A 25888-nucleotide genomic window follows, 5' to 3' on the forward strand; every position below is an offset into this window, starting at 1 on the left:
TAAAGTGAATTCATAATATTTAAGATAAAACTCGGTATAAATTAGGAGGTCTTAAAGCAAATAAAATTCCAATTTAAATCAGTTAGAGATATTCTAACTCATTATCATCTTACAATTTACTATAAAAATAAGCAATTATTTCGCTATATTTAATAATTTAAATTTTGGCAAGGTATTCTTCAAAAATTTTTTCACAATCTCTACCTATTACATCAATTGCCTTTAAACCTATTTTTTCAAACATATCAAAATATACTGATGTTAAAATTGACTTGTCTTCGTCTAAATTATCTTTAGGCACTATAAAAAAATTATAAGGGATCAATGAATTAGTATTTATTAATTCTTCAAATACTAATTGGTATAAATATTGTTTGGTTATGTCCGCTACTCCGGGTTTATTATTAATTCTTCTATTTGTTATTTCAATATTATAATATTTTGCATCATAAATAATAAAATAAGGTTTGTTTATATTTAAAACATCTAATTCTAAAGTAGCTTCAGACTGAACCCAACAATTTTGATTATTTAACCATTTAGGTTTTTCAATATAATCTTTTAACTTGCAATTAGAACTAATTGATTTTTTCGTTTGAAGTCCTAAGCTTTTTAATGAAAAATTAAGATGATTGTGATAAGTATGACTACATACATCTTCCCAAACTAATTCAAAATTAGTAGTACCAAAAATTTCGATTGTATCAGTAAGGTATTTACTTTCGTTTTTTAAAAATATTATTAACTCTTCAATAATATTTTGTTTGGAAGTGACAAATTCATTTTTTAATTGATTATTCAATATGTACAAATAATAATCAATTTTAGATTTATCAAAAATTTCAATTGTATCTAGGATAACTTTAGGTATATTTAAAATTTCTAAAATTGGAGAAATTTGGATAGAGATATAATTTAAAATACTAATTTGAATATTTCTAACAATATTAAAAGAGTCAATATCTTTTTCGACTGATTGTAAATCTAAATATATAGGGATATCATTTATAATATGTGCAGTATTTATATTCACAGTCTTATTCCATAATATTTGTCCCCGGCCATTATTATTAAAAATTTCTTTTTCTTTAGTGTAAAGACCAGTAGTGAAATAAGTATTGAGAATTTTTATTTTTGTCCCTAAATTATTAAAGTTTAATTCTTCAATTTTATTAGGACTTATAAGATTTTGATTAACGCGATTTTTATATTTAGAAATCACTTTCATAATTTGTATTAATTTTTTTTGATTATTTTTATAAAAATCATTTTCAATATTCTTTTCATTAATGTACTTAGGATAAACAATTATAATATTGTTATTGAAAGACTGAATAAGACCTACAAAACGAAATATATACCTATCATTCAATTTTTTATTTACATCATTATCAAAAGTTAAAAAGTCCTCATATAATTCTTTAGAAGATTCATTTCTTTTTAATGAAATAATTTTACTATCTATTAACTTATTTAATAGTACTTCAAATTCTTCGGTTGAAATATTATTAAATTTATCTTTTAATTGCTCATATGAATAATTTTTCTGTTCTTTAAAAATTATTATTATAATAAACGCCTCCTAACTAGTACTCTGGCTCATTAGTCGAAGACTACAGGCTGAGACAGCACCCCAGGAACGCGTAGCAACTTAAGTGAGTGAGAATCTATCTTAAAAATATTTACTATATACATAAAAACGTTTATTAGGTTTTATTTTCAAAAAGTGAACTATTTGTGAAAAGTATCACAAAATACTTTAAAAATTATTAAAAGGGTGTATTATTAAGAATGTAAGGAATGAGTAATAATTAATGGGAGTGATACTAATGAGAAAAGTGATTGAAGAAGTTATTTTTTCTGATGAAGGCAGCTATGAAATTTATTTAAAAACTGGCGTTAACCAAGGAATGATCGGTGATATTAAAGATGGCTACTTAACTATCGATTCTATTCCATACATTGATGCCGAACGCCTTTATTACTACGGACTCGAACGTAAATCATTAGTCACAAGCTAACACCAAAATTGAATGGCCTCCTATACATTCAAGTAAATCATGCCCTCGGGTGAGCAAACGAGGGCATAAACATAAATATACCCCTAATCATTCTGGAATAATGTGTTGAAAGCCCATGTCTTACCAATTGAGACACGGGCTTCTATTTTATAATGATTTAAAATTGATCTTTGAAATTCTTCTTAACTTCGTTATAGTCATACTCTTGATTATATAACTTAAATTTAATTCCATCCTCGCTTGAAAATGGCATTCTCACATTTGGAATACGATCCAGTCGTAAAATAAATTCTCTTTCTTGACGTGTACGTTGTTTCACCGACATGTCTAACCATTCTTCTTCTGTAAATAAGTCTTCAAAGCGGAATGAAAAACTTGTTCTACTTTTTTCAGCACGTAACGTTTGAATACGTTCTTCAAAATTCATGGAATATCCTCCTATCTATATGCCCAATACTTTGCTATATATTAACTTTATTACGTTTTAATGTTTTTTACAATTACTCGCGTGATTTTCTCTGAGAATTTTCAAAAAGAATGGTATAAGTGGGTTTAGGATTTGAAAATTTAGGAAAGGTAATCAATGAAACTAGAAAAAAGGGTGACGTAAACATGACAGAATTAAAAGACCGTGTTGCAATTGTGACAGGTGCGAGCAGTGGTATTGGCGCAACTATCGCTAAATCACTTGCGAAAGAAGGCGTTAAAGTTGTACTCGCTGGACGTAGCGATGAGAAATTACAAGACGTAGCTAAAGACATGGAAGAGGGCAACTTCCTAATCACACCAACAAATGTGAAATTTAAAGATGACGTAGACGCTTTAGTTGAAAATGCTATCGCAAAATTCGGCAAAGTCGATTTCTATGTAAACTGTGCTGGCATCAATACTTCAGCACGTATTACGAAATATGATATAGATGAATGGGAAGCGATGATTGATACAAATATTAAAGGTTTATTATATGGCGTCCATGCCATATTACCTAAATTTGAAGAACAAGGTTCAGGCCATTTAGTTAACTTAGCTTCTGTTTCTGCGACAGAAGTATCTAAAGAGAGTACATTATATAGTGCGACTAAATCAGCTGCATTAATGATATTCAATGGTCTAGAGAAAGAACTTGCTCGCACAGGTATCAAAACGACAAGTATCCATCCTGGCATGGTGGCAACACCTATGACAGAGAATACGGACTTCGGTGGACGTAAGAAACTTGATCCTGAAAACATCGCAGACGCTGTGATTTATGCGTTAACGCAACCGGATCATGTGAATGTGAACGAAATTACAGTACGACCTGTTTAATATAGAACTAATGAAGATGTTTCTTGTTGGAGAACAAGAAGCATCTTTTTTGTTTATGTACGGAATGTGATGCGTTGAAATGATACACTTATTGTGAAGGGCAGTAATAGGGTATTCATTTTCAAAGAAGGAGTGGCTGAGATGGAACAACGTCTTTATGAGTTATTGGATTTATTGGTGCGATTTAATACGGAGAGTCCGCCGGGGCGTAATACGGATCCTTTGCAGAATGAGATTGAGCAGTTGTTGCGTGATTTAGGTTTCGAGATTCAGCGTGAGCGTCTGTATGACAATGATAGTGTGATTGTGGCGACGTTGAAGGGTGAGGATCCTGAGGCGCCGAAATTGATCTTGAATGGTCATGTGGATGTGGCGTCTGTGGACGATGACTCGAATTGGGAGTATCCGCCGTTTCAACTCACTGAGCATGAAGGTTGGTTATATGGTCGTGGTGTGAGTGATATGAAGGGCGGTATGGCATCGTTATTCTATGTTCTTGAAAAGTTGCATCAAGAAGGTCGCCAGCCTAAAGGTGATATTATTGTGCAATCGGTCGTAGGTGAAGAGGTCGGCGAAGCGGGTACGAAATTGGCATGTGAAATAGGACCTAAAGCCGATTTAGCGTTGGTGTTAGATACGAGTGAGAATATGGCGCTAGGGCAAGGTGGCGTAATCACTGGTTGGATTACGGTGAAAAGTAAGAATACCATTCACGATGGTGCGCGTAGTCAAACGATTCATGCAGGTGGTGGATTATTTGGTGCGAGTGCGATTGAAAAAATGACGAAAGTGATTCAAGCGTTAAATGAACTAGAACAGCATTGGTCAGTGATGAAACATAGTCCTGGAATGCCACCGGGTGCGAATACGATTAACCCTGCTGTTATTGAAGGAGGACGTCATCCAGCGTTTATCGCAGACGAATGTCGTTTATGGATAACGGTGCATTATTTACCTAATGAAAGCTATGAAGAGGTTGTCGCTGAAATTGAAGACTACTTAAACCGTGTAGCAGAAGCAGATATTTGGCTTCGCGAGAACCCATTACAATTTGAATGGGGTGGCGAATCTATGATTGAAGATAAAGGCGAAATCTTCCCAAGCTTTACGATTCCTTTAGATCACCCTGGATTCAAACAATTACAAGAGGCACACCGTCATATTCATGGTAGTGACATGCAACATGGTATGAGCACGACAGTTACAGATGGCGGTTGGACAGCCCATTTCGGTATACCAACGATACTGTATGGTCCAGGTAGCTTAGAAGAAGCCCATAGCGTAGATGAGAAGATAGAAGCAGAAGAGCTAAACACCTATAGCGACGTACTCTACACATTTTTAAAACATTGGTACCAACATCCAGAGAAATAGATTTGAAGAATTATCGTTTGAAGTTGTGTGACGCTCGAAGGATTTAGATTATAGATGAACGTAAGTGCTCACACACTTACGTAAGTAGTTCTAAGATAGATGACGAAGTGTAGTTGTGCAGACTCCTAGGGGAGCAGTGCTAGTCGAAGACTACAGGCTGAGACAGCACCCCTGGAAAGCGGAACAACTTAAACGAGTGAATATCTATCTAAGAACTACTTTACAAGACAGTGGCTCGACCCAGCCCCCTAGGCAAGCGTCTCAACTTAAGTGAAATGGTGATTCATTTAAGAACTGCTTTAGAAGATCTTAGAAATCCCCACAGATTTATCTGTGAGGAATTTCTGGCTGAGACAGCACCCCTGGAACGCGAAACAACTTAAACGAGTGAGTATCTATCTTAGACGACTATAAAGATAAATGAAAAAGGCAATGGCCCGGTTAAGGACCATTGCCTTTAATAGTATGAAGACTATTTCTTAAATGAGTGACGGATACGGTTCATCCAGCCAGCACGACGTTTAGAAACGACGGGCATGCCTGAAGGTTGCGCAGCTCGCTTCTTTAACTCTTGACCGTACTTCATCGCTTCTTGCATTAAGTAAACTTGAGAGTTTAATGGAGATAAATTATTTTCAACATAGTGATACTCACCATTTTGATCTTGATAACGACCTTTTTGGTTATCAGATAATTGTAAATCCATAAATTCAACTAAACGTTTACCAATTTCTTTATCTTCCACAGGGAATAGAATTTCCACACGTTTAATCATATTACGTGTCATTACGTCTGCAGATGATAAGTAAATACGTTCGTCACCATTATTGTGGAAGTAATAAATACGTGAGTGTTCTAATAAACGTCCTACGATACTTACCACTTCTATATTTTCACTAATGCCAGGGATACCTGGTTTTAAGCAACAAATACCACGAATGATTAATTGAATTTTCACACCAGCTTGTGATGCTTCGAATAACTTTTCAATAATCGCTTTATCCGTTAATGAGTTCATCTTCATCATGATTTTCCCGTTACCATGTTGAAGGTGACTGTTAATTTCTTTATCGATACGATCAATAAAGACATCACGGATATCGAATGGTGCTACGATTAATTTATTGTATTCTGGTTTAACAGAGTAACCACTTAAATAGTTGAAGAAGTTAATCGCATCTTCTGCAATTTCTTTATTTGTTGTGATGATACCCATGTCAGTATAAAGTTTAGCCGTTTTATCGTTATAGTTACCTGTACCTAAGTGTACGAATGATGTTAATTCGTTACCGATACGTTTAACAACTAAAGCGATTTTACTGTGTGTTTTTAAGTGTGTCATACCATAAATCACGTGACAGCCGGCATCTTCTAACATACGTGCCCAATGAACGTTGTTTTCTTCGTCGAAACGTGCTTTTAATTCTACAAGTACAGTTACTTGTTTACCTTTTTCAGCAGCTTCTTTCAAGCTATTGATGATAGGTGAATCTTTACTTACACGGTATAATGTTTGTTTAATCGCTACTGTGTTTGGATCATCAGCTGCTTCACGAATGAAATCAACAATAGGTTCGAATGATTCGTATGGATGATGGAAGAAGATGTCACGTTTTAATGCAAGGTCATACACATTGTTATTGCCTAAAGAACGTGGAATTTGTGGTGTATATTTCTCATAAGTTAAATAATTTAATTTATGTGATAAATGACCAACTAGACCAAAGATAAATGTTAAATCTAATGGACCGTTTAAGAAATACACATCTTGTTTATCAACTTCAAGTGTTTCAATTAACCAGTCTAAATCATCTGGATTAGCTGTGCGTCCATCTACTTCTAAACGTACGGCTGAACCACTTTTACGTTCTTTTAAGAAACGTTCGATTTCGATTAATAAATCTTCTGCACCATCTTCGTGGATAGTTAAATCGGCATTTCTTGTAATTCTGAAAGTAAAGGTATTTAGAACCTCATATCCAGTAAATAAATAATTAATGAAATACGTAATTACGTCTTCGACCATAACTACATATTGTTTAGCTCCTTCATTGTAAGTTAAGAATCTTGGAATGAGTGAAGGAATTTGGACAATAGCTGAATTAATTGCATCCTCAGTATCAATATCAACGAAGATATTTAAGCTTTTATTATTAAGTTTTGGGAAAGGATGGTACGCATCAATGCCAAGTGGCGTTAAAGTTGGTAAGATTGTTAATTTGAAATCTCTTTCTAACTTAGTTAATAATGTGTCAGATAGTTCATCCGGTTTGCACATCACGATGTCGTAATCTTTTAATTCCTCAATTAATTCATTGTAGCGTTCGTATTGCTTATCAACGTATCTTTTTGCTTTTTCTTGGATAGCATCAACTTGTTCTTGTGGTGTCATTTGCGCTTTGTTTTCTGGTTTGTCATAGCCCATTTTTACTTGGTCTTTCAAACCAGCGACACGAACCATAAAGAATTCATCTAAGTTCGAACTAAAAATTGACACGAAATTTAATTTTTCGAGTAGTGGATTGTTATTATCGTATGATTCTTGAAGTACGCGATAGTTGAAATCCAACCAACTTAATTCGCGGTTATTGTAGTATTGTGGTAAACTGATATCATTTTCTCCCAATTGAGTTTGCATATTCCAAATACACCTCGTCATTTCCTCAAATATACTTTATTTATAGTGATTTAATAGTCAATGGCAGAATGACCTAATTCTAAGATAGCATATTAATTTTAAGATTTTGTAAAGATGATGGAAACTTTCCCTTTAAGTATCTTTTCGATATGTTTTTTCTGTCTATTCGCTTGATATTCTTCAGCAATAGGTTCACCGTCTGTGTAATAAACAGTTAGTTCGTAGTCATCTTCACCTTTTTTATTTTTCTTCAATTCCACATCGTCAACAAAACTTGTGTGTGAAATATTTAGCGCATTGATGAATTTAATGATGCCACCTAATGTTTGAATCGTGTCGATTTCTTTACTACTAAACCATTCTGTTTCTTTACAATAAAACTTAAGTAGCGATTTATTTTTAAAGCTAGCGAGTAATGCAAGTTTCACACGGTCTTTATGTGTGTAACCATTAATCATTGAGTTCGCGATAATATAGTAAGTATGTGGTGAACTTGAGTCTGAATCAATAAAGCTACCTAGATAATAAATATAAGCGCCTTCTTCAAATAGACGTTGGTCGTTATCACTAATATCTAAATCACGCATCTCAATAAGTTGCGCTAGTAAAGTTTTAGCTAGTTTTAAACGTGCTTGTGAACTCACATCCTCAATATGATATTCACGTGCTAAAAAATGAATGGACTCTTTGCGCACATTATTTTTATTGAACACATCTGGATAGCTTTCACGAATTTGTTTAATGACATAGCCTTCGCGTAATCCGTTTCTTGAAAATGTAAACTGTGTTGCATCTACTTTTTTATAAAGTGTTTTAAAGACGGATACAGCCGGTAGAATAATGTCTACACGGTCACGACTTAACCCATCTAGGTTAGTTAAATCATCACGTGAACTTTTACGGATAATGTCATACACTTCATCAATATCTTTATTAGACATTGTATAGTTATGTACACCACCGATAGGATAAGAGTGCTCTGATTGATGGATACGTGCTACGTTTCGCGCAGAACCACCTACACCAACTAATGCCACTTCTTGATCTTTTAACCAATCTAATGTATCAAACTGTTGAGATAAGAACTTCTCCATATCTTTAATGGCACTTTTATCATTGTGATCTTTGCCTTCAAAGAATTTGCGTTTTAAAGTGACAACACCAAATGGGAAACTATGTGATTCAAATAGTTCTTTGTCTTTAAATAGAGTGACTTCTGTAGAACCACCGCCGATATCTACTGAGACACCATTTTCAATTTCAGTCGTATGTGTAATCGCATAGTAACCGTAATATGCTTCATCTTTTTCAGGTACGATTTTAATATCAAGACCGACTTCTTTCTTCACTTCTTTTACAATTTCATCGTTGTTCTTTGATTGACGGATTGCAGCCGTCGCAATCGGATGCAACTCTGTAACGTTGAATCGATCTGAAACAGATTTGAAACTGTGTAATGCATCGATTAAGACATGTATGCCTTCTTTACTCATTTTATTATCTTTAGTGAGATATTGACTCAAACGAGCAGGGGTTTTAATATTAAGCAATTCACTAAGACCTGTATTTTTATCGAATTTAAATATTACTAATCGGATGGTATTTGAACCAATATCGATTAAACCTATACGTTCTTCCATCATGTCCTCCTCAATGACTAGAATATGTGTTGAATTTTATTACTTATTTATACTTTTATTTTACCGTAATATTGGGGATTGAAAAAGGGAGCAAAAGGAAATCTTAGTTTAATAATATGAAAAAGGAGTGAAACAGAAATCTTTGATGAAAAAGTTTCGTAGTCTCACTCCCTGTAAGGATGACTGGGATTGAAAATGCTTAATATAAGCACACTTTCAATTCAGTTAGTTACTATCACTTTATAAAATTAGACTGTGGTATTTAATCATTTTCAAACTCTTGTATCCATTTATTTAGGTATTTTAACAGGGCCACCTGGTCCTAGTGGTATGCCAAGTAAGTACCAGACAATCACGAATATGGTCCAGGCGATACCTAAAGCAATGGTGTATGGCATGAGACTTGAAAGTAATGAACCAAGTTTCATATTTTTATCATACTTTTGCGCATAAGAAAGCAGTAATGGCATATAAGGCATCATTGGTGTAATAGGATTGGTAACTGAGTCACCCACACGATAAATCATTTGCGTGAAAGCAGGGTGGAAGCCAACTAAAATCATCATTGGTACAAATATTGGAGCGAGAATACCCCATTTAGCTGATGCACTACCAATTAACATATTGACTATACTACTTAATAAGATGATACCGATAATAAGCACGATACCATTCTGATGTTGTAATAATTTAGCACCATAAACTGCGACGATAATGCCTAAGTTACTCCATTGTAAAAAGGCAAGTAATTGAGCTGCGAAGAATACAATTAAGATGAATGAACCCATTGAACCTAATGAATCTGCAACCATAGTACCTAAATCCTTTGTGCTTTTAATTTGTTTACTCATAACGCCATAAATGACGCCAGGAATTAAGAATAGGACTAAGATAACTAATCCGACACCGTTAATTAACGGTGAATCATCTATTAAACTACCTGTCTTCGGATTACGCAGCCAACTTGATTCAGGAATACAACAAATAATGAGCGCAATCACTAAGATAAGAAATGACATGTTTGCCCATAAAAGTGCTTTCTTTTCAGTAGGTGTTACTTTAGATGATGTTTCATCCTCCTCATCTAAATCTGATTGACTTTCATCATATTTTCCTAGATGAGGCAGCACAATCTTAATTGTCACGAAATAAATCACGGGTAGTATTAAGAATACACTGGCTGCGATAAAGTACCAGTTCATTGCGACATTGATTTTAACGTTATCTGAAACTATTTTTGTAGCTGGTTCAGTAAAGGCATACACGAGTGCATCTTGCATACCAATTAATAGATTGGCACCGAAGCCACCAACTGCTGCAGCGTAAGCCATTGTTAAACCTGCGATAGGGTGGTAGCCAATCTTAATGAAAAGCATAGCGGCAAGTGGTGGTAAAATCACTGTGGCTGCGTCTCCCGCTAAACTACCTAAGATACCAATTAAAATAATCGTAGGTAAAATCAGTTTGTTAGAGGCTTTGTTCACAACAGAAATCATTAGCTTATCAAAGTAGCCAGTCTTTTCAGCGGCACCAACACCAATCATTACAGCGAGCACTAAGCCAAGTGCTGGGAATTCAGAGAAATTTTTAATGGCATCATTCATAATCATCGCAATGCCATCTGTACTAATAATACTTTTAGCATGGATGAGTTTCCCTGTACCGGGATGTTTAACTGAGATATTAAATAGTGAAACAATCCATGTGATGACAGCTAAACCGACACACATAAGAAAGAAGAGTACTGCTGGATCGGGTAATTTATTACCCACTTTTTCAACGCCATTTAAAAACTTTGTAAGTAAAGATGGTTTATCTTTTGTATTTGTGGTCATGAAATGGCCCCCTTTATTAGATAACGTAAAGTATAACAAACTAATTTTTAAAATATAGCAATATTCAGAAATTTAAATATAAGAATTATTTATTACTTGAATAAGTTATTTAAATTTATGAATTGTTAAATTGAGGTTTAAAATTTTTTGGGTTAAGCGCTATCATTCATTCGCTTGCGTTTGAGGTGCTTCATTTTGTGGAAAAAGAATGAAGTATAAAACAATAAAGTTGAGTAGAAATCAATTTGGGAGCGTGAACAGTTATGAAACGTTTAGAAAATAAAATCGCAGTGATTACTGGGGCAAGCACTGGTATTGGGCAAGCGTCTGCGAAAGCATTAGCTGAAGAAGGTGCGCATGTCTTAGCACTAGATATTTCTGATGAATTGGAAAAAACTGTCGAAGAGATTAAACAAAATGGCGGACAAGCGACGGCTTATAAAGTAGATATTTCGGATGATCAACAAGTTCAAGATTTCGCGAAGACAGCGAAAGAAGAATATGGACGTATTGACGTCATCTTTAATAACGCAGGTGTGGACCACAGCGCAGGTCGTATTCACGAATATCCAGTGGAAGTGTTTGATAACATCATGAACGTAGATATGAGAGGGACATTCTTAGTAACGAAGTTCTTACTTCCATTAATGATGGATAATGGTGGTTCTATCATTAATACGGCTTCATTCTCAGGGCAAGCAGCCGACCTATATCGTTCAGGATATAACGCTGCGAAAGGTGCAGTCATTAACTTTACGAAATCTATTGCGATTGAATATGGTCGTGAGAATATCCGTGCTAACGCAATTGCACCGGGTACAATTGAAACACCATTGGTAGATAACTTAGCAGGTACGTCTGAAGATGAAGCGGGTAAAACATTCCGTGAAAATCAAAAATGGGTAACACCTATGGGCCGCTTAGGTAAACCAGAAGAAGTAGGCAAGCTAGTAGCCTTCTTAGCGTCAGATGATAGTTCATTTATTACTGGTGAAACAGTTCGTATTGATGGTGGCGTGATGGCATACACATGGCCTGGCGAAATGTTAAGCGATAATAATTGGAAAAATACAGTAGAATAAAAAATGAATTGTGGTAAAAAAAGTCGTTCTATTAATTTAGAACGGCTTTTTTTGATTCGTTATATATTTTATAAAAATGATATAATATAGCTGTCGTCTTTCCTTAGACGGTAATTCGTTTAAGGGAGGTGGAGTTTATGACGATGCTGTTCGTCCTAGTAATAGCCCCGTTACTTAATCGGTGGCTCAATATATTGTTTGACTATTGGTTTGAACAATATAAGAAACATAAAGACGACTAACACCAATACACCATTTAAAACCCCCAGTCTACTGCCATAGACTGGGGGTGTCATTATATGACGATACTGTTCGTTAAGATAAATATACCATAAATGAATATAAAAATACAATTTTTAACTAGTAAGTTACCATTTTATTTTGTCATAAGCATCATCGTTGAGTGAGCGGACGATTTCAGTTACAAGTCGTACTGAATTTTCATAGTCATCTGTATGCAACACTGACACATTTGAATGCATATAACGTAATGCGACACCAATAGAGATTGTAGGGATACCTTCATTAGCGACGTGAATACTACCTGCGTCTGTACCACCGCCTGGCGTTGTGTCCCATTGAACGGTAATATAATGTTTCTTTGCTACTTCTTTGATATGTTGACGTAACCCTTGATGTGCTACATTTGAAGCGTCCATTAATATAACTACAGGTCCATTACCAATAGCTGTTTCACTACCTAAATTAGACATGCCTGGTGTGTCATATGCTACAGCAACATCTACTGCGATGGCTAAATCAGGTTTGATTTTATTGGCAGCCACTTTAGCACCACGTAAACCAACTTCTTCTTGCACAGTTGCGCCAGAATATAAGTCGATACCAATCTGTTCATCTTTTAAATTCTTAAGAACATCGATAGCAAGCGCACAGCCATAACGGTTATCGAAGGCTTTAGCTGTTAAATATTTACCATTCGCAAGTTGTTCAAATTCACTATATGGCGTAATCATATTACCAACTTCTACGCCATGTTGTTCTGCATCTTCTTTACTACGCACGCCAATATCGATAAACATCTCTTTAATATCGATTGGCTTCTTACGTGCTTCTGGTGTAAGGACGTGAGGCGGTTTAGAACCAATGATACCGCGAATCTCTTTGCCATCGTCCGTCGTGATCGTTACTTTTTGTGATAACATCACTTGATTCCACCAGCCGCCAATCGGTTGGAACTTAATGAAACCATTATTATCAATGCTTGTCACGATGAAGCCAATCTCATCTAAATGACCTGAAACCATTAATGATTTTGTGCCTGTTTTACTTTCTTTTTTTCCGAAAATGCCACCCAAACCGTCTTCGATAATTTCATCACTCACAGGTTCTAGATAATGACACATTGTTTCTTTAACTTTGCGCTCATAACCTGCAATACCATTTACGTCAGTCAATGACTTGAGTAATTCGATTGATTCTTTCATATGTACGTGACCCCCTAATATATGTAATTACAATCATTGTAGCATGATTAAACTTAATTTTCTGAAAAAATAGCGGTTTAAAATATAAAAAGAATTGAAAAATCTCACATCCTCAATAAGTAAGTGCTATAATTTATTGTAAAGATGAATAAAAGGGAAGTAGAGGCATATCATGAAGAAATTCTTAATATTAGTGGGCATTGTTGTATTAAGTGTAAGCCTGTTAAGTGCTTGTAGTAAAGAGCGTTCCAAGACATATGAAGGTGATGTTGATGGTAAACATGTCATCACGACTTTGACTTATAAGAAAAATAAAGTATTAAAACAAAACACAATTAGTACGTTAAAATATAATGATTTAGGTATGTCGAAAGAAGAAGGTAAAAAAGCATTTAATGATAATCGTTCGCTGAAAGATTATAAAGGCGTATCGTATAAATTAGAAGATAACCATGAAAAATGGGTTGAAAATGTTGAGATTGATTACAAAAAAGCTAATCTTAAAGAAATTGGAAAAAAACTTCCGTACGCTACATTATCTAAGAATGGTAAAAAAGTGAATATGGAAGGGTCAGTACGTTATTTAAAACATTTAGGATTTAAACAAAAATCGAATATGACAGATGACTAAAAAAGAAGGAGTAGGCATTTTCGCCTGCTCCTTTTTAAATTATGAAATACTATTTAATGCAGCGTCTAAATCATTAATAATATCTTCAGCGTTTTCAGTACCGATTGATAAACGTACCATTTCTGGAAGTATACCGGATTGACGTTGTTCTTCTTCAGTTAATTGTTGATGTGTTGTACTTGCTGGATGGATGACTAATGATTTTGAATCACCGACGTTTGCAAGTAGTGAGAATAATTGTAATTCATCAACGAAGTGAGCGATATCGTCAATTGAACCATCAACACCAAATGTTAAGATAGCGCCTTGGCCTTTAGGTAAATATTTATTTGCAAGTTGATGATATTTACTGTTTTCAAGTCCTGGATAATTAACCCATGTCACTTTAGGGTGTTGATCAAGGAAGCGGGCTACTTTTAAGGCATTTTCAGAGTGACGTTCCATACGTAAATGAAGTGTTTCAAGACCGATTAAGAATTCATGTACGTTATAAGGAGAAACGGCTGAACCTAAATCACGTAATAACTGAACGCGCGCTTTCGTAATGTATGCAGCTTCACCAACATCTTTCGTATAAGAAATACCGTGATAGCTAGGGTCGGGTTCAACTAAACCAGGGAATTTGCCGTTGTCCCAATTGAATTTACCACTATCCACGATGATACCACCGATAGAAGTACCATGACCGCCAATGAATTTAGTGGCAGAATGAATGACCACGTCTGCCCCATGTTCGAATGGACGACATAAGTAAGGAGAGGCAAAGGTATTATCAATGACTAATGGAACCCCGTTGTCATGAGCAATCTTTGCGACAGCTTCGATATCTAATACATCAATGGCAGGGTTACCAATTGTTTCTGCATAAATCGCACGTGTTTTATCATTAATTGCTTTTTTGAAATTATCCGGCTGACTTGGATCAACGAAATGGACTTTGATGCCTAATTTTCTAAAAGTAATATTTAATAAGTTGAAAGAACCTCCATAAAGGTTTGAAGAGGCAACGATCTCTGAGCCAGTTTCAACAATGTTGAGTAAGGCGAGGGTGATGGCTGCTTGACCAGAAGATGTAGCGAGCGCACCTACGCCACCTTCTAATTGAGTGACGCGTTCTTCGAAGACATTTTGCGTAGGGTTCATAATTCGTGTATAGATATTTCCAGGTTGGGCAAGGGAGAATAAATCTTGAGCATGTTGTGTATTATCAAAAACATAACTTGATGTTTGATAAATCGGTACTGCACGTGATTTAGAGAATTCATCGATGACTTGACCTGCATGAATCGTTTGAGTTTCAAATTTCCAATTTGGGCGTTGTTCTGACATGGTGAGGACCTCCAATAAATTGAATTTTCAGATAATTATATTTGTATATATTATACAGAAGTTGGAGGATAAATCAAACTGATTTACTCGGGATTGAAAAAATAATATAAATTAAGAGACTAGACAAGAAAGCTAATCTTCTGGGAAACTAATTAACGGCTTCCCAAAAGCAGGATTTTCGGCAGAGACCATCACGACTCGACAAAATTTGAGAAACAATTTTGCTCATCGTTCGGTTCTGCTCAAATCCTAAACGCTTTTGTCCAGACCTCTGTGCTTTAACTGATTAATTTTAATTTATAATTTGCGATATCTTGAAGCGTACCATCGTCTCGTTTAATAACGATATGATCTTTTGTAATTTCGTTTGGACTTTTAACACCGACTGCAGCTGCAATATTGAATAAACCTTCATGTAAACTTGTCACATAATTTGTCACGCGATATTGCTTTTCATCAATAATCAATGCTTTTTCTTTTTTAGGGTCAGTCGTTGCTACGCCAACTGGACACGTATTTAAGTGACATTGTTGACTCATAATACATCCCACACTTATCATCATACCGCGTGCGATGTTAACTAAGTCAGCACCTAAGCCTAAAGCAATAGCAATTTTATCTGGCGTAATTAATTTACCTGATGCGAAAATTTTTGTTTTATCACGCACGTTATAGCGTTCCAACATTCCAGAAACGATAGGTAAAGCCGTAAACAAAGGTAAACCTACGCCATCTTGAAGTTCTTGGAAAGTAGCCCCTGTACCACCTTCGCCACCATCGATAGTGATAAAGCTCGGATAAATATCTAGTTTCACCATAGTTTGTACTAACTTTTCAATTTCATCTACTTTGCTAACTACAATTTTAAAGCCGACTGGTTTTTGACTAATCCCACGAATTTTATCAACAAATTTTAATAACTCTTCGGGTGAATTAATAAAATCGAAGCGGTTAGGTGAATTAATTGTTTTATGAGGTTCAACATTTCGAATCTTAGCGATTTCTTCTGTAACTTTATTACCTTCCATATGACCGCCACGTGTTTTAGCACCTTGAGCAAGTTTAAGTTCATATGCTTTAATTTCTTTGTGTTGATTTAGCTCTTTGAATAAATCCTCGCTAAAGTTACCGTCTTTATCACGTACCCCGAATAATCCTGGTCCAATTTGGAAGATGATGTCGCCGCCACCTTTAAGATGGAACTCTGATAGACCACCTTCTCCTGTATTCATCCACGTTCCTGCGCGTGCTACGCCTTTTGATAAAGCAGTAATTGCATGAGAACCTAACGCACCATAACTCATTGCCGATTGACCGACAAGACGTTTGATTCTAAATGGATGCGCCAGCTCTTCCCCTAGAACAACTGCATTCTCATCAGATAAATAAAATGGATCAATGTCTTGTTTCTCACGATGTTCATCACGTGTAAATAATTTTTGATTATCTACTTTATACAGAAATGTAGAAATCATTTGGCTATTGTCTACTTGTAACTCCTTAGCTTGTAATGGGAACATTGTATTGCGTATGTAGAATCCTTCTTTATATTCTCTTAACGTCCCGAAACTTGCCATACGTGAATTATATTTCCCTGATAGTACGATGTCTGTATATTCTTGTCTTGAAAATGGCTTTCCTTCTGTATCGTTCGCAAATAAATACTGACGTAATTCTGGGCCGATTTTTTCAGCAAAATAACGCACTCGACCTAATACTGGATAGTTACGTAATACGCTATGTTGTGTTTGTTTACGATCTTTCAATAAGAAAATGAATGCAAGTACTAGTAAGCCAATAATGATGATGAAAATCATAACATTAACTATAAATTGCATGGTAGTAAGTAATTCATTCATTATATTTTTCCCCCTTTTCCCCTTTATATCTCAATAATATAGTATTTATTATTTTTTACAATTAAACATTTAAATTTTTTATAAATTATAAAAAATACAAATTTAATAAAAATCAATTGGTCTTAATGATAAGGTTATTTTAAAATAGTAAAATATGAGTGTTGTAAGTTTGAGGTGACATATGGAGAAAGAGAAAGAAGTTATTAAATATGTAGTACCTAGAAATCGATGGGGAAGTAATGAAATAGTAAAAAAAGATTTCCTACTTATTCCTATTTTTATATTTTTTCAAATATTGATGCCAATTATTATTGTGTTCGGTGTGTTAGGGGTAACGGCGATGATTACTCAAGATCCACCGCCATTATATTTTTATAATTTAACATTGAGTATTAGTTTCATTGTTGCGCAATTCATAGTGATTGTAACGTTTTTTGCCTTGCATAAATTTTATATTGCGGATGTTGCACGTCGTCAATTCTATTATGCTAAACATTATATAAGTATGATTGTGGTCACAGCCATCATTGCTTTAATCGCTTATTATGGCGTTAACATGATTGCATCGATGCTCTCATCACCTTTAGGTTATGACAAGACGCAAGCTCAAATTCGCTTGGAAGGATTGTTTACTCATCCTAGTGGCATATTCTTTACATTTATCACGATGGTCATTTTCCGACCTTTAATAGAAGAACTCATTTTTAGACATTTAATCATCCATGAATTAGGTAAACGTTTTAACTTAGGTCTTGTAGTCGCATTTAGTTTAGTTGTCGAAGTTAGCTCACATGTGTACGACTTAATATCTTGGCTAGAAATCTTACCATATATGATACTCTCACTCGGTGCTATCATTGTTTATTTAAGAAGCGGTAAGAACTTAGCAGCGTCTTTCTTGTATCATAGCTCTGTACAATTGGTCATATTTATTATTACAATGATTGAGAGGCTTTTTTAATTTTTGAAAAGTAATATCGCTTACTTTTCCAAGAATCAGAAGATAAGGAGAGACAGATGACTTCGAAATATAATGATTCGCAACAAACAAATGAACGACCACCATTGAGGAATGAATTTGCTTCTAAACGTGTAGTGAAAAGAGATTTCTGGCTTATACCTGCCTATTTAGGATTTAATATGCTGTTTCCTATTATATTAGTATCGATTACTATGATAGGCGTGGCTTTAGTGGCAGGACATATGACTGAAAATGAATTTGAACGCAATTCTATGGCATGGGGACAAATTTTCACTTTAATTGGCCAATGCCTAATCTTATTGTTGTTCTATTTAATGCATTATAAAACGCTTATTCCCTTAGCTATTCAACGTTTTAAAGATTTAAAGAAACACATTGTACTAATTATTGTCGTATTAGTAGCAATGTATTTATTACAAGGCGTTTATGGCTTTTTTATAGAATTATTACCTGAGAAATATCAATTCGATGATACAGCTAACAATAAAGCCATTGAACAATTATTTACAGTTAAGTGGTTATGGCCAATTCTATTTTTAGATATCGTCATCATTACGCCAATTGTAGAAGAACTATTATTTAGACATCTTATCATTCATGAATTAGGTAAGAAATTAACGTATGGCGCAATGTATGTTATTTCTATTTTAATTTTTGCTGGGTTACACGTACTTGGTGCGACATCACCATTTGAAATAGGACCCTATTTAATTATGGCTACTGGCTTCGTGATTGCCTATCATCTTAGTGGGCGAAATTTAGCAACAACTATAACGTTACATATGATTAATAATTGTGTATCCTTTATAGCAATTATTGTTCCTATTATTGCAGGTAAATAATAGGGTATAAAGAAGTAAGACGTGATTCAGACGTTAGTGTACTGAAATTGAACGTCTTACTTTTTTGTTTTATAAATAAGATTTTCAATAAATAATTAAATTAATTTTTGCAAAAAATTAAATTTAAATACTTGATAAATAGTAGTAGGATAGGAATAAGGAGGTTAGAACTCGATGTTATTAGAAATTAAAAATCTAAGTTATAAAGCATCTCGCCGTACAATTTTAAATAATATTAACTTCCAAGTTGATAAAGGCGAAACGATTGCTATAGTAGGCCCTTCAGGTAGTGGTAAAAGTACGTTTTTAAAACAAATCAACAATTTAATTAGCCTTACGAAAGGGGAACTTTATTTTAAAGGAAAGCCGTATAGCGATTATCAGCCAGAAACACTGCGTTCGCAAATTAGTTACCTTATGCAACAAAGTGAGCTATTTGGAGAAACCATTGAAGACAACATGGCATTTCCAGCAATGGCCCATAACGACACATTTGATAAAGAAAAAGCTAAAAAATTATTAGAAATGGTGAATTTAGGGGACTATTCTTTAAATTCAAAAATTGAACATTTATCAGGTGGGGAACGTCAAAGAATTACAATTGCACGTCAATTGATGTATAAACCTGAAATATTGTTACTTGATGAATCTACAAGTGCCTTAGATACAAAAAATAAAGAAAAAATTGAAAAAATGATTTTTCAACTAGCAGATGAAGGTGTCGCTATTTTATGGATTACACATAGTGATGATCAAAGTATGCGTCATTTTCAAAAAAGAATTACCATTACTGATGGTGAAATAACGAAAGAGGAGGACTTACAACATAATGAGTAATACAGCCCTCTGTTTAACTGCCTTACTTTTATTAATCCCAATTATTATTTCCTACAAAGAAGGCTTACATATTATTAAAGATTTGGTAATTGCTTCTCTTCGTGCAGTTATCCAATTATTGATTTTAGGATTTGTGCTTAATTATATCTTCAAAATTGATGAAGCATGGATATTAATATTAGCGGTATTAATTATTATTATTAATGCCTCTTGGAATACGATTAACCGTGCGTCACCAGTAATGCACCATGTATTTATTATTTCCTTTGTAGCAATTTTTATAGGGACAGCGTTACCTTTAGCTGCCACAGTCTTAGCTGGAGCGATTGATTTCAAAGCAAATGAAGTCATTCCAATTGGTGGTATGTTAGCAAATAATGGTTTAATTGCGATTAACTTAGCATATCAGAATTTAGATCGCGCCTTTGTCAAAGATATTGGTGATATTGAATCGAAATTAACACTCGCCGCTTCACCTAAGTTAGCTTCTAAGGATGCGATTAGAGAAAGTATCCGTATGGCGATTGTCCCAACGATTGATTCAGTGAAGACATACGGTTTAGTCTCTATTCCAGGTATGATGACTGGGTTAATTATCGGTGGTGTGCCGCCTTTACAAGCGATTAAATTCCAACTATTAGTCGTATTCATTCATACTACCGCAACCATTATGTCTGCCTTAATTGCAACATATCTAAGCTATAATCAATTCTTCAATGCCCGTCATCAACTCATAGCACGTAATAACGATATCCAAGAAGATGATGAAGACGATAAATAATTTTTTGTATATATGATTAAGATTTATCGACAAGTGAGATATGAAAGTGAACGCCTGTATCAGTAGGTAACACTTTAATACTTCCATCGTGAAAGTGAACAGCATCTTGAATAATAGACAACCCCATACCATGATGAGCGCTATCTTTTTTAGAAGTATATGACTGTTTAATAAGGTCATCAATATTTGATTGAGGCAAACCTTGTCCATCATCAATATAGTCGATAATTAATTTATTGCTTTCTCGAGTAAAGTCAATTGTGATATTTGGGTGTTTATCATTATGTTCAATACTGTTATTAATTAAATTAATGAGTAGGCGTTCAAAATACAATTTATTACCGTAAAACTGAGACTCGTCACCTAGATTAAATGATAAGGATAGCTGTTGATACCCTATGATAGATGCAATGCGTTCCACTGTTGCTTTTGTAGGGAAGTTCTCTTTGTCCTGTTTCATTTGTTGGGTTTCTAAATCAAACGATTGATTCAAGCTATCGATTAAGTCACTCATGAAAGTAGCTTTTTCAGAAATAAGTTGAACATAAGGCTGTGATGCTTCATCAGTTTGGATTAGTTTCGAATAGCCGTAAATCGTTGTGAGAGGTGATTTCAAATCATGAGAAATTTGGTTTATCCATTTCGTCTTATAGTAATTAATCTGATTATGATAAAACTTGTCTGATAACATTTGTTGATTTAATTGACTCAACGAGTGATCCAATTCCGGATACGTTTTACGTTTTGTTCTTTTTCTCTTACGCTTCCGTTTTTGTTTAGATGTAGGTTGATATAACTTACCTTCAGATAAATTACCAATCCAATCAATGTAATAGGCTAAAGGCTTGGTTAAACGCTTCGATATTAGGAAAGCTGTAATCGCAACTAAAAGAATGTTAAATATAATAAATACGAGTGTTATTTTTAGAAAATTTTTATTTGCGTCATGGAAGTTGTAACCTAAATCATAAGAGTTCTCATAATCTCTAAAACTAGAATTTTTTACGAATGAAAGTTTACCATTATTAATATTAAAATTGTATTGGTTAAAATCTTGAATCGACAAACTATTTAATAATTGAGATGTCTTGATCTGATTATCATTAGTTATGTTAGGAGACTTAACTTTCTTATGATAAATGTAAATAAAATAAGTGTTGTGTTGAGTATTAATAGTGTTTGTATTATAAATATTATCAAGAATTTTAGGTTTAATATTTTGTCCTCTTAAATGGTTTGGATAAAGGATGTCTCCATTCTTTTTTGTAAAATATAAATCAGCATTTTCTCTTTTAGCTAATTTTCGTAATCTATCATTGGGAGTGTCATTCATATTAGTTGTTTCAAAATATTCAGGACCAACTTCGCTTAAAGACGTGTATAGGTTAGTTACGAGATTAAATGTCATTAATCCAATAAAAATTAGAGAAAAAATAAAGTTAATAATAAAAAATATAGCAATATATTTTAAAAATTTTAAAGTGAATCGTTTATTCATGATGATCTTCCTTAAACATATAGCCTTTGCCACGTACGGTTTTAATCATTTTAGGTTCATTTGGGCAAGCTTCAATTTTCTTACGTAATGTACGTATGTGGACCATTAATGTATTATCATCAACGCCCGTATCATAACCCCATACTTTTGTGTAAAGTTGGTTCTTAGTCAGAACCTGGTTTTTATTATTAATGAGATACGTTAATAATTGATACTCACGATTAGTTAAATTAACTATTTCATTATTTACATACACTTCCATGCTATCGAAGTTAATTTTTAAATTTTGATATGTATAAATTGGACTAGACTTCTTGTTTAAATGAAGAGACACTCTATAATAGAGTTCCATTGGGTCAAATGGCTTTTTAATGTAATCAACGGCACCATTTTCAAAACCTTTATAAACATCAATATGAGTGGTTTTCGCTGTAACAACGGTTACCGCAGTTTTAGATAAATCGATATATTTTAATAACTGATATCCATCTTCGGATTTTAAATTTAAGTCTAGAAGAATTACCTGATAATGTTTATTCAGTAATTCATTTTTAGCTTCTTCAATATTAAATACAGATTGTACTGTATCAATACCTTTAGTAGTTAATGATAATTTCATTAGTTCATTAATATCTTTATCATCTTCAATAATAAGAACATTCTCATTCATTGCGAACACCTCATCATTCATCTTATAAAATTTTTTAATATTTCACTATTGTTGTATCCATAATTTAAGGAAAATTTAAGATAACGATAAGAAGCAATTAAGTACAATAATTTAGCATGAAGTTAAATCGACATAAAAGGGGTTTGTACAAATGAAAAGATTATCTTATATTATCGGATTTCTTATTACTGTACTTGGACTATATAACATTTTGCGCTTGGTTTTTAGCTTAGTAGAAAATCATTTTAATTTAAACTTTGGAATCGATATCTTACTCCATAACAATTATGTAACTTATGGCACTATGATTGTATTAATTATATTGATGATTGCGGAAACGTTTGTGGAACAATATTTAGAGAATAGAAACGACCTATCTTAAATTTTTTGTACAAAAATAAAAATGAATATTATAATAAAACAGTTACTAAGCTTAAAAAATAGCGAGTAGCTGTTTTTTTATGAAAAATTTAATAATTAGGAAAGGAGATTTCTGCATGTCTATCATGCGTATAGCAACCTTTATCATTAGCGTCTTTATCGTTGGAATGGTTGAAATGATGGTCGCTGGAATTATGAATTTAATGAGCGACGATTTAGGCGTTTCTGAAGCTGTCGTTGGACAACTCGTAACGCTTTATGCGCTAACATTTGCGATTTGTGGCCCTATATTAGTTAAGCTGACTAATCGCTTTGCGGCCCGTCCAGTATTGCTTTGGACTTTAGTTGTCTTTATTGTAGGGAATGTCATTATCGCAATTGCCCCGAATTTTACTATTTTAGTTATTGGACGTATTATATCTTCTGCAGCTGCTTCATTAATTATTGTGAAAGTACTTGCTTTAACTGCTATGCTTACTATCCCTAAAAATCGTGGAAAGATGATTGGTGTGGTATATACAGGATTTAGTGGCGCGAATGTCTTCGGCGTTCCGATTGGTACAATGATAGGTGACTGGGTTGGTTGGCGTTTTACATTTGTCTTTATTATTTTAGTGAGTCTGATTGCCGGATTATTAATGATTAAATATTTACCGACTACTTCAGAACTCAATTTTGCTAATCAACAGTTTAGTCATATTGATGAGAGTGGTCAGCAAACGTCTCACATTTTGAGACCAGCCGAAATCGTGAAATATTTAGCGATTACATTGTTAATTTTAATTGCTAACTCTGTGACATTTGTTTATATTAACCCGCTTATTTTGGAAAATGGACACAACATGGGCTATGTTTCATTAGCATTATTAGTTAACGGTGTTGCAGGTGTCGTAGGTACTTCAATGGGAGGTGTACTTGCGGATAAACTAACAAGTAAACGTTGGTTAATTATTGCTTTCTCAGTCTTTATCGTTATGATGATTATTATTAACTTAATATTATCAACTACACTTCTATTATTAGTTGGTTTATTTATATGGAACATTGTTCAATGGAGTACAAACCCTGCGATTCAAAGTGGGATTATTGAACACGTAGAAGGTGACACAAGCCAAGTGATGAGTTGGAATATGTCATGTCTTAATGCCGGCATTGGCTTTGGTGGTATTATTGGCGGCTTAGTTGTTTCTAATATGTCTGTCGAAGCGGTCACGCTTGTCAGTGCATTTATAGGACTATTAGGTTTAATTATCGTTCTTACTCTTAAAAATATGCATTATGCGAAGAACTAAAAGTTAAGGCGTATCGTAATCTTTGCGATACGCCTTAGTTGTATATGTGGGGATTTTTATTGTTTAAATTATAAGGTTGCCATGGCATTGTATTAGATGTTGCAAAAGTAACTAAATCACTTATCATTTGTTCGCTTAATTTAGTTTCTGAAGTTAAGTTTTTAATGTCGTGTGCCTTTAGGATATTCATTTTCCCAAACCAAAAGACAAGGTCTAGAATATGATAGGCACTGTTGAAATCAGAAGAAGTTGGTAAGTACCAATCGAAACGTAAAAACCAACGCTTTGCATGAGGTAAGGTATCTAATAAGTGCAGGGTAGGCGTTTTAAAATATAAGTCGGTGACAAGTTGCGCTTGTTGCTTACCTGTTTGTGACGCTGATTCCTCTACACTAATATCATTTAGCGCCATGACATCTACAAAGCGTGAAGGATCTAATTTACGAGACTCGTTGCGAATATAACAATCTCCTTCATCATTAGTCACACCTACGACGATAGGTTTTGTGAACTGTGACAGTGGACGCGTCATGCTGTCGTCTTCGATAGGCGTATAAATTAATTCTAAACCTTTGGATTTACCACGAGAAGCTTCATCTAACGCTTGTAATTCCAATATGTCTGACACTGTTAAATCTTCTAGCTCTTTATTTGGGAAATGAGTATCTATCAATTTGTGAAAATGTTGTGCTTTTAAGTAGCCAGTTTCTTCTTTATCAAGTCTCAAAGTACCGCTGAGTAACATTACTTTATGATAAAGACTATCTAATTTAGGTGTTTGCATTAATGCCATAATACTCATACTTCCAGCAGATTGACCCATCAATGTAATATTCTGCTGGTCTCCTCCAAAGCTTTCAATATAATATTGAACCCATTTCAATACATTAATTTGATCCGATAAGCCATTGTTTTTATCTAATTCTTTATTGAAATAAGACCAATCTAAAAAGCCTAAAGCCCCTAAACGATAGTTAAATGTAATGACGATAACATCATGTTGTTGGACAATAGATTCAGGTGTATACAATTCTGCAGAACCATGTCCATTCACGAATCCACCACCATAAAAATAGATAATGACTGGTTTGTGCGTATGCTTATTATTTTGCATCCAGATATTTAAATATAAGCAATCCTCACTTTGTGGGAAAGTTACATTTTCAGAAGAAAAGAAAGTTTCCAATTTATTATAGGGTTGAGGAGGAATAGACTTAAAATGGGTGGCTTCAATATCATTCTCCCAAGATGTGTATAACTCAGAATGTTTAAAACGACGATGACGCGTAGGTGGATAAGCATAGGGAATACCTAAAAATTGAGCGATGCCGTCTTCATTTATACCATGTATCTTCCCGCTAGTCGTAGTGACTGTAACCATATTGCAACACCTTCCTCTCACTCCGTTCAAGCTAACTATAGCACTAAAAATGGCCGAAAAAA

Annotated in this window: 22 protein-coding genes; 11 read left to right on the forward strand and 11 right to left on the reverse strand. The window is 34.1% G+C overall.

Annotated elements, in window-relative coordinates:
• Nucleotides 1-157 precede the first annotated feature (157 nt).
• Nucleotides 158-1372, reverse strand: coding sequence for an LlaJI family restriction endonuclease (locus tag LIX58_RS06770; protein WP_226386197.1), 1215 nt, complete (start codon nt 1370-1372; stop codon nt 158-160).
• Between the two features lie 457 nt (nt 1373-1829).
• Here LIX58_RS06770 and LIX58_RS06775 point away from each other — a divergent pair, with 457 nt between their 5' ends.
• Nucleotides 1830-2021, forward strand: a complete 192-nt coding sequence (locus LIX58_RS06775) for a hypothetical protein (RefSeq protein ID WP_126565539.1) — start codon at nt 1830-1832, stop codon at nt 2019-2021.
• Nucleotides 2022-2178: 157 nt separating this feature from the next.
• On the opposite strand, the gene LIX58_RS06780 is transcribed toward LIX58_RS06775, so the two are convergent.
• Complete coding sequence (locus LIX58_RS06780; protein ID WP_154837253.1) at nt 2179-2448, reverse strand: DUF1413 domain-containing protein; 270 nt, start codon at nt 2446-2448, stop codon at nt 2179-2181.
• A gap of 185 nt (nt 2449-2633) precedes the next feature.
• Here LIX58_RS06780 and LIX58_RS06785 point away from each other — a divergent pair, with 185 nt between their 5' ends.
• Both LIX58_RS06785 and LIX58_RS06790 read left to right on the forward strand, forming a co-directional pair.
• Entirely contained in the window at nt 2634-3329 is a 696-nt protein-coding gene (locus LIX58_RS06785) for an SDR family oxidoreductase (RefSeq protein WP_154837251.1), read from the forward strand.
• A 132-nt stretch (nt 3330-3461) separates the two neighbouring features.
• Nucleotides 3462-4703 carry an acetylornithine deacetylase gene (locus LIX58_RS06790; RefSeq protein WP_226386198.1) on the forward strand — a complete coding sequence of 414 codons (1242 nt, stop codon included), beginning with the start codon at nt 3462-3464 and terminating at the stop codon, nt 4701-4703.
• Between the two features lie 472 nt (nt 4704-5175).
• Here LIX58_RS06790 and LIX58_RS06795 read toward each other — a convergent pair whose 3' ends face one another.
• The 3 genes from LIX58_RS06795 to LIX58_RS06805 form a co-directional block, all read right to left on the reverse strand.
• Nucleotides 5176-7341, reverse strand: coding sequence for an RNA degradosome polyphosphate kinase (locus tag LIX58_RS06795; RefSeq protein ID WP_126565543.1), 2166 nt, complete (start codon nt 7339-7341; stop codon nt 5176-5178).
• A gap of 98 nt (nt 7342-7439) precedes the next feature.
• Nucleotides 7440-8981 carry an exopolyphosphatase gene (ppx, locus tag LIX58_RS06800; RefSeq protein WP_226386199.1) on the reverse strand — a complete coding sequence of 514 codons (1542 nt, stop codon included), beginning with the start codon at nt 8979-8981 and terminating at the stop codon, nt 7440-7442.
• 290 nt (nt 8982-9271) lie between these two features.
• Complete coding sequence (locus LIX58_RS06805) at nt 9272-10816, reverse strand: AbgT family transporter (protein ID WP_226386200.1); 1545 nt, start codon at nt 10814-10816, stop codon at nt 9272-9274.
• 263 nt (nt 10817-11079) lie between these two features.
• Here LIX58_RS06805 and LIX58_RS06810 point away from each other — a divergent pair, with 263 nt between their 5' ends.
• Complete coding sequence (locus LIX58_RS06810; protein WP_154837243.1) at nt 11080-11898, forward strand: SDR family oxidoreductase; 819 nt, start codon at nt 11080-11082, stop codon at nt 11896-11898.
• Nucleotides 11899-12266: 368 nt separating this feature from the next.
• On the opposite strand, the gene LIX58_RS06815 is transcribed toward LIX58_RS06810, so the two are convergent.
• Entirely contained in the window at nt 12267-13343 is a 1077-nt protein-coding gene (locus tag LIX58_RS06815; protein ID WP_154837241.1) for a M42 family metallopeptidase, read from the reverse strand.
• Between the two features lie 172 nt (nt 13344-13515).
• Here LIX58_RS06815 and LIX58_RS06820 point away from each other — a divergent pair, with 172 nt between their 5' ends.
• Entirely contained in the window at nt 13516-13974 is a 459-nt protein-coding gene (locus LIX58_RS06820; RefSeq protein ID WP_226386201.1) for a DUF1307 domain-containing protein, read from the forward strand.
• A gap of 39 nt (nt 13975-14013) precedes the next feature.
• Here LIX58_RS06820 and LIX58_RS06825 read toward each other — a convergent pair whose 3' ends face one another.
• Nucleotides 14014-15303, reverse strand: a complete 1290-nt coding sequence (locus LIX58_RS06825) for an O-acetylhomoserine aminocarboxypropyltransferase/cysteine synthase family protein (RefSeq protein WP_154837237.1) — start codon at nt 15301-15303, stop codon at nt 14014-14016.
• A 278-nt stretch (nt 15304-15581) separates the two neighbouring features.
• Nucleotides 15582-17162: an FMN-binding glutamate synthase family protein gene (locus tag LIX58_RS06830; protein WP_226386202.1), complete on the reverse strand. Its 1581-nt coding sequence runs from the start codon at nt 17160-17162 to the stop codon at nt 15582-15584.
• A gap of 181 nt (nt 17163-17343) precedes the next feature.
• On the opposite strand from LIX58_RS06830, the gene lnsB reads away from it, so the two are divergent.
• The 4 genes from lnsB to LIX58_RS06850 all read left to right on the forward strand — a co-directional run bounded on the left by lnsB (nt 17344) and on the right by LIX58_RS06850 (nt 20604).
• The gene (gene lnsB, locus LIX58_RS06835) at nt 17344-18123 is read left to right on the forward strand and encodes a CPBP family lipoprotein N-acylation protein LnsB (protein WP_154837233.1); all 780 of its coding nucleotides are present in this window, start codon (nt 17344-17346) and stop codon (nt 18121-18123) included.
• Nucleotides 18124-18179: 56 nt separating this feature from the next.
• Entirely contained in the window at nt 18180-18986 is an 807-nt protein-coding gene (locus LIX58_RS06840) for a CPBP family intramembrane glutamic endopeptidase (RefSeq protein ID WP_154837231.1), read from the forward strand.
• Nucleotides 18987-19160: 174 nt separating this feature from the next.
• Entirely contained in the window at nt 19161-19823 is a 663-nt protein-coding gene (locus LIX58_RS06845) for an ATP-binding cassette domain-containing protein (RefSeq protein ID WP_226386203.1), read from the forward strand.
• Nucleotides 19816-20604, forward strand: coding sequence for an ABC transporter permease (locus LIX58_RS06850; protein ID WP_126565554.1), 789 nt, complete (start codon nt 19816-19818; stop codon nt 20602-20604). The genes LIX58_RS06845 and LIX58_RS06850 overlap by 8 nt, the downstream gene beginning before the upstream one ends.
• Before the next feature lie 16 nt (nt 20605-20620).
• On the opposite strand, the gene LIX58_RS06855 is transcribed toward LIX58_RS06850, so the two are convergent.
• Nucleotides 20621-22102 carry a sensor histidine kinase gene (locus tag LIX58_RS06855; protein ID WP_154837229.1) on the reverse strand — a complete coding sequence of 494 codons (1482 nt, stop codon included), beginning with the start codon at nt 22100-22102 and terminating at the stop codon, nt 20621-20623.
• Entirely contained in the window at nt 22095-22772 is a 678-nt protein-coding gene (locus tag LIX58_RS06860) for a response regulator transcription factor (protein WP_226386204.1), read from the reverse strand. The genes LIX58_RS06855 and LIX58_RS06860 overlap by 8 nt, the downstream gene beginning before the upstream one ends.
• Nucleotides 22773-22923: 151 nt before the next feature.
• On the opposite strand from LIX58_RS06860, the gene LIX58_RS06865 reads away from it, so the two are divergent.
• Nucleotides 22924-23154: a hypothetical protein gene (locus tag LIX58_RS06865; protein WP_126565557.1), complete on the forward strand. Its 231-nt coding sequence runs from the start codon at nt 22924-22926 to the stop codon at nt 23152-23154.
• A gap of 115 nt (nt 23155-23269) precedes the next feature.
• Complete coding sequence (locus LIX58_RS06870) at nt 23270-24445, forward strand: MFS transporter (RefSeq protein ID WP_154837225.1); 1176 nt, start codon at nt 23270-23272, stop codon at nt 24443-24445.
• 34 nt (nt 24446-24479) lie between these two features.
• Here LIX58_RS06870 and LIX58_RS06875 read toward each other — a convergent pair whose 3' ends face one another.
• Nucleotides 24480-25826, reverse strand: coding sequence for a carboxylesterase family protein (locus tag LIX58_RS06875; protein WP_154837223.1), 1347 nt, complete (start codon nt 25824-25826; stop codon nt 24480-24482).
• Nucleotides 25827-25888 lie beyond the last annotated feature (62 nt).

The organism is Staphylococcus sp. Marseille-Q1834 (genome assembly GCF_916858875.1).
GTDB classification, from domain to species: domain Bacteria; phylum Bacillota; class Bacilli; order Staphylococcales; family Staphylococcaceae; genus Staphylococcus; species Staphylococcus pragensis.

What these genes read in the sequence shown, in the direction of transcription:
- LIX58_RS06785 (WP_154837251.1), top strand. Translation starts at nt 2,634, where the DNA reads ATGACAGAATTAAAAGACCGTGTTGCAATTGTGACAGGTGCGAGCAGT.
- LIX58_RS06795 (WP_126565543.1), bottom strand. Translation starts at nt 7,341, where the DNA reads ATGCAAACTCAATTGGGAGAAAATGATATCAGTTTACCACAATACTAC.
- LIX58_RS06845 (WP_226386203.1), top strand. Translation starts at nt 19,161, where the DNA reads ATGTTATTAGAAATTAAAAATCTAAGTTATAAAGCATCTCGCCGTACA.
- LIX58_RS06860 (WP_226386204.1), bottom strand. Translation starts at nt 22,772, where the DNA reads ATGAATGAGAATGTTCTTATTATTGAAGATGATAAAGATATTAATGAA.
- LIX58_RS06775 (WP_126565539.1), top strand. Translation starts at nt 1,830, where the DNA reads ATGAGAAAAGTGATTGAAGAAGTTATTTTTTCTGATGAAGGCAGCTAT.
- LIX58_RS06875 (WP_154837223.1), bottom strand. Translation starts at nt 25,826, where the DNA reads ATGGTTACAGTCACTACGACTAGCGGGAAGATACATGGTATAAATGAA.
- LIX58_RS06830 (WP_226386202.1), bottom strand. Translation starts at nt 17,162, where the DNA reads ATGAATGAATTACTTACTACCATGCAATTTATAGTTAATGTTATGATT.
- LIX58_RS06840 (WP_154837231.1), top strand. Translation starts at nt 18,180, where the DNA reads ATGACTTCGAAATATAATGATTCGCAACAAACAAATGAACGACCACCA.
- LIX58_RS06870 (WP_154837225.1), top strand. Translation starts at nt 23,270, where the DNA reads ATGTCTATCATGCGTATAGCAACCTTTATCATTAGCGTCTTTATCGTT.
- LIX58_RS06825 (WP_154837237.1), bottom strand. Translation starts at nt 15,303, where the DNA reads ATGTCAGAACAACGCCCAAATTGGAAATTTGAAACTCAAACGATTCAT.
- LIX58_RS06810 (WP_154837243.1), top strand. Translation starts at nt 11,080, where the DNA reads ATGAAACGTTTAGAAAATAAAATCGCAGTGATTACTGGGGCAAGCACT.
- lnsB (WP_154837233.1), top strand. Translation starts at nt 17,344, where the DNA reads ATGGAGAAAGAGAAAGAAGTTATTAAATATGTAGTACCTAGAAATCGA.
- LIX58_RS06850 (WP_126565554.1), top strand. Translation starts at nt 19,816, where the DNA reads ATGAGTAATACAGCCCTCTGTTTAACTGCCTTACTTTTATTAATCCCA.
- LIX58_RS06815 (WP_154837241.1), bottom strand. Translation starts at nt 13,343, where the DNA reads ATGAAAGAATCAATCGAATTACTCAAGTCATTGACTGACGTAAATGGT.
- ppx (WP_226386199.1), bottom strand. Translation starts at nt 8,981, where the DNA reads ATGGAAGAACGTATAGGTTTAATCGATATTGGTTCAAATACCATCCGA.
- LIX58_RS06805 (WP_226386200.1), bottom strand. Translation starts at nt 10,816, where the DNA reads ATGACCACAAATACAAAAGATAAACCATCTTTACTTACAAAGTTTTTA.
- LIX58_RS06865 (WP_126565557.1), top strand. Translation starts at nt 22,924, where the DNA reads ATGAAAAGATTATCTTATATTATCGGATTTCTTATTACTGTACTTGGA.
- LIX58_RS06780 (WP_154837253.1), bottom strand. Translation starts at nt 2,448, where the DNA reads ATGAATTTTGAAGAACGTATTCAAACGTTACGTGCTGAAAAAAGTAGA.
- LIX58_RS06855 (WP_154837229.1), bottom strand. Translation starts at nt 22,102, where the DNA reads ATGAATAAACGATTCACTTTAAAATTTTTAAAATATATTGCTATATTT.
- LIX58_RS06820 (WP_226386201.1), top strand. Translation starts at nt 13,516, where the DNA reads ATGAAGAAATTCTTAATATTAGTGGGCATTGTTGTATTAAGTGTAAGC.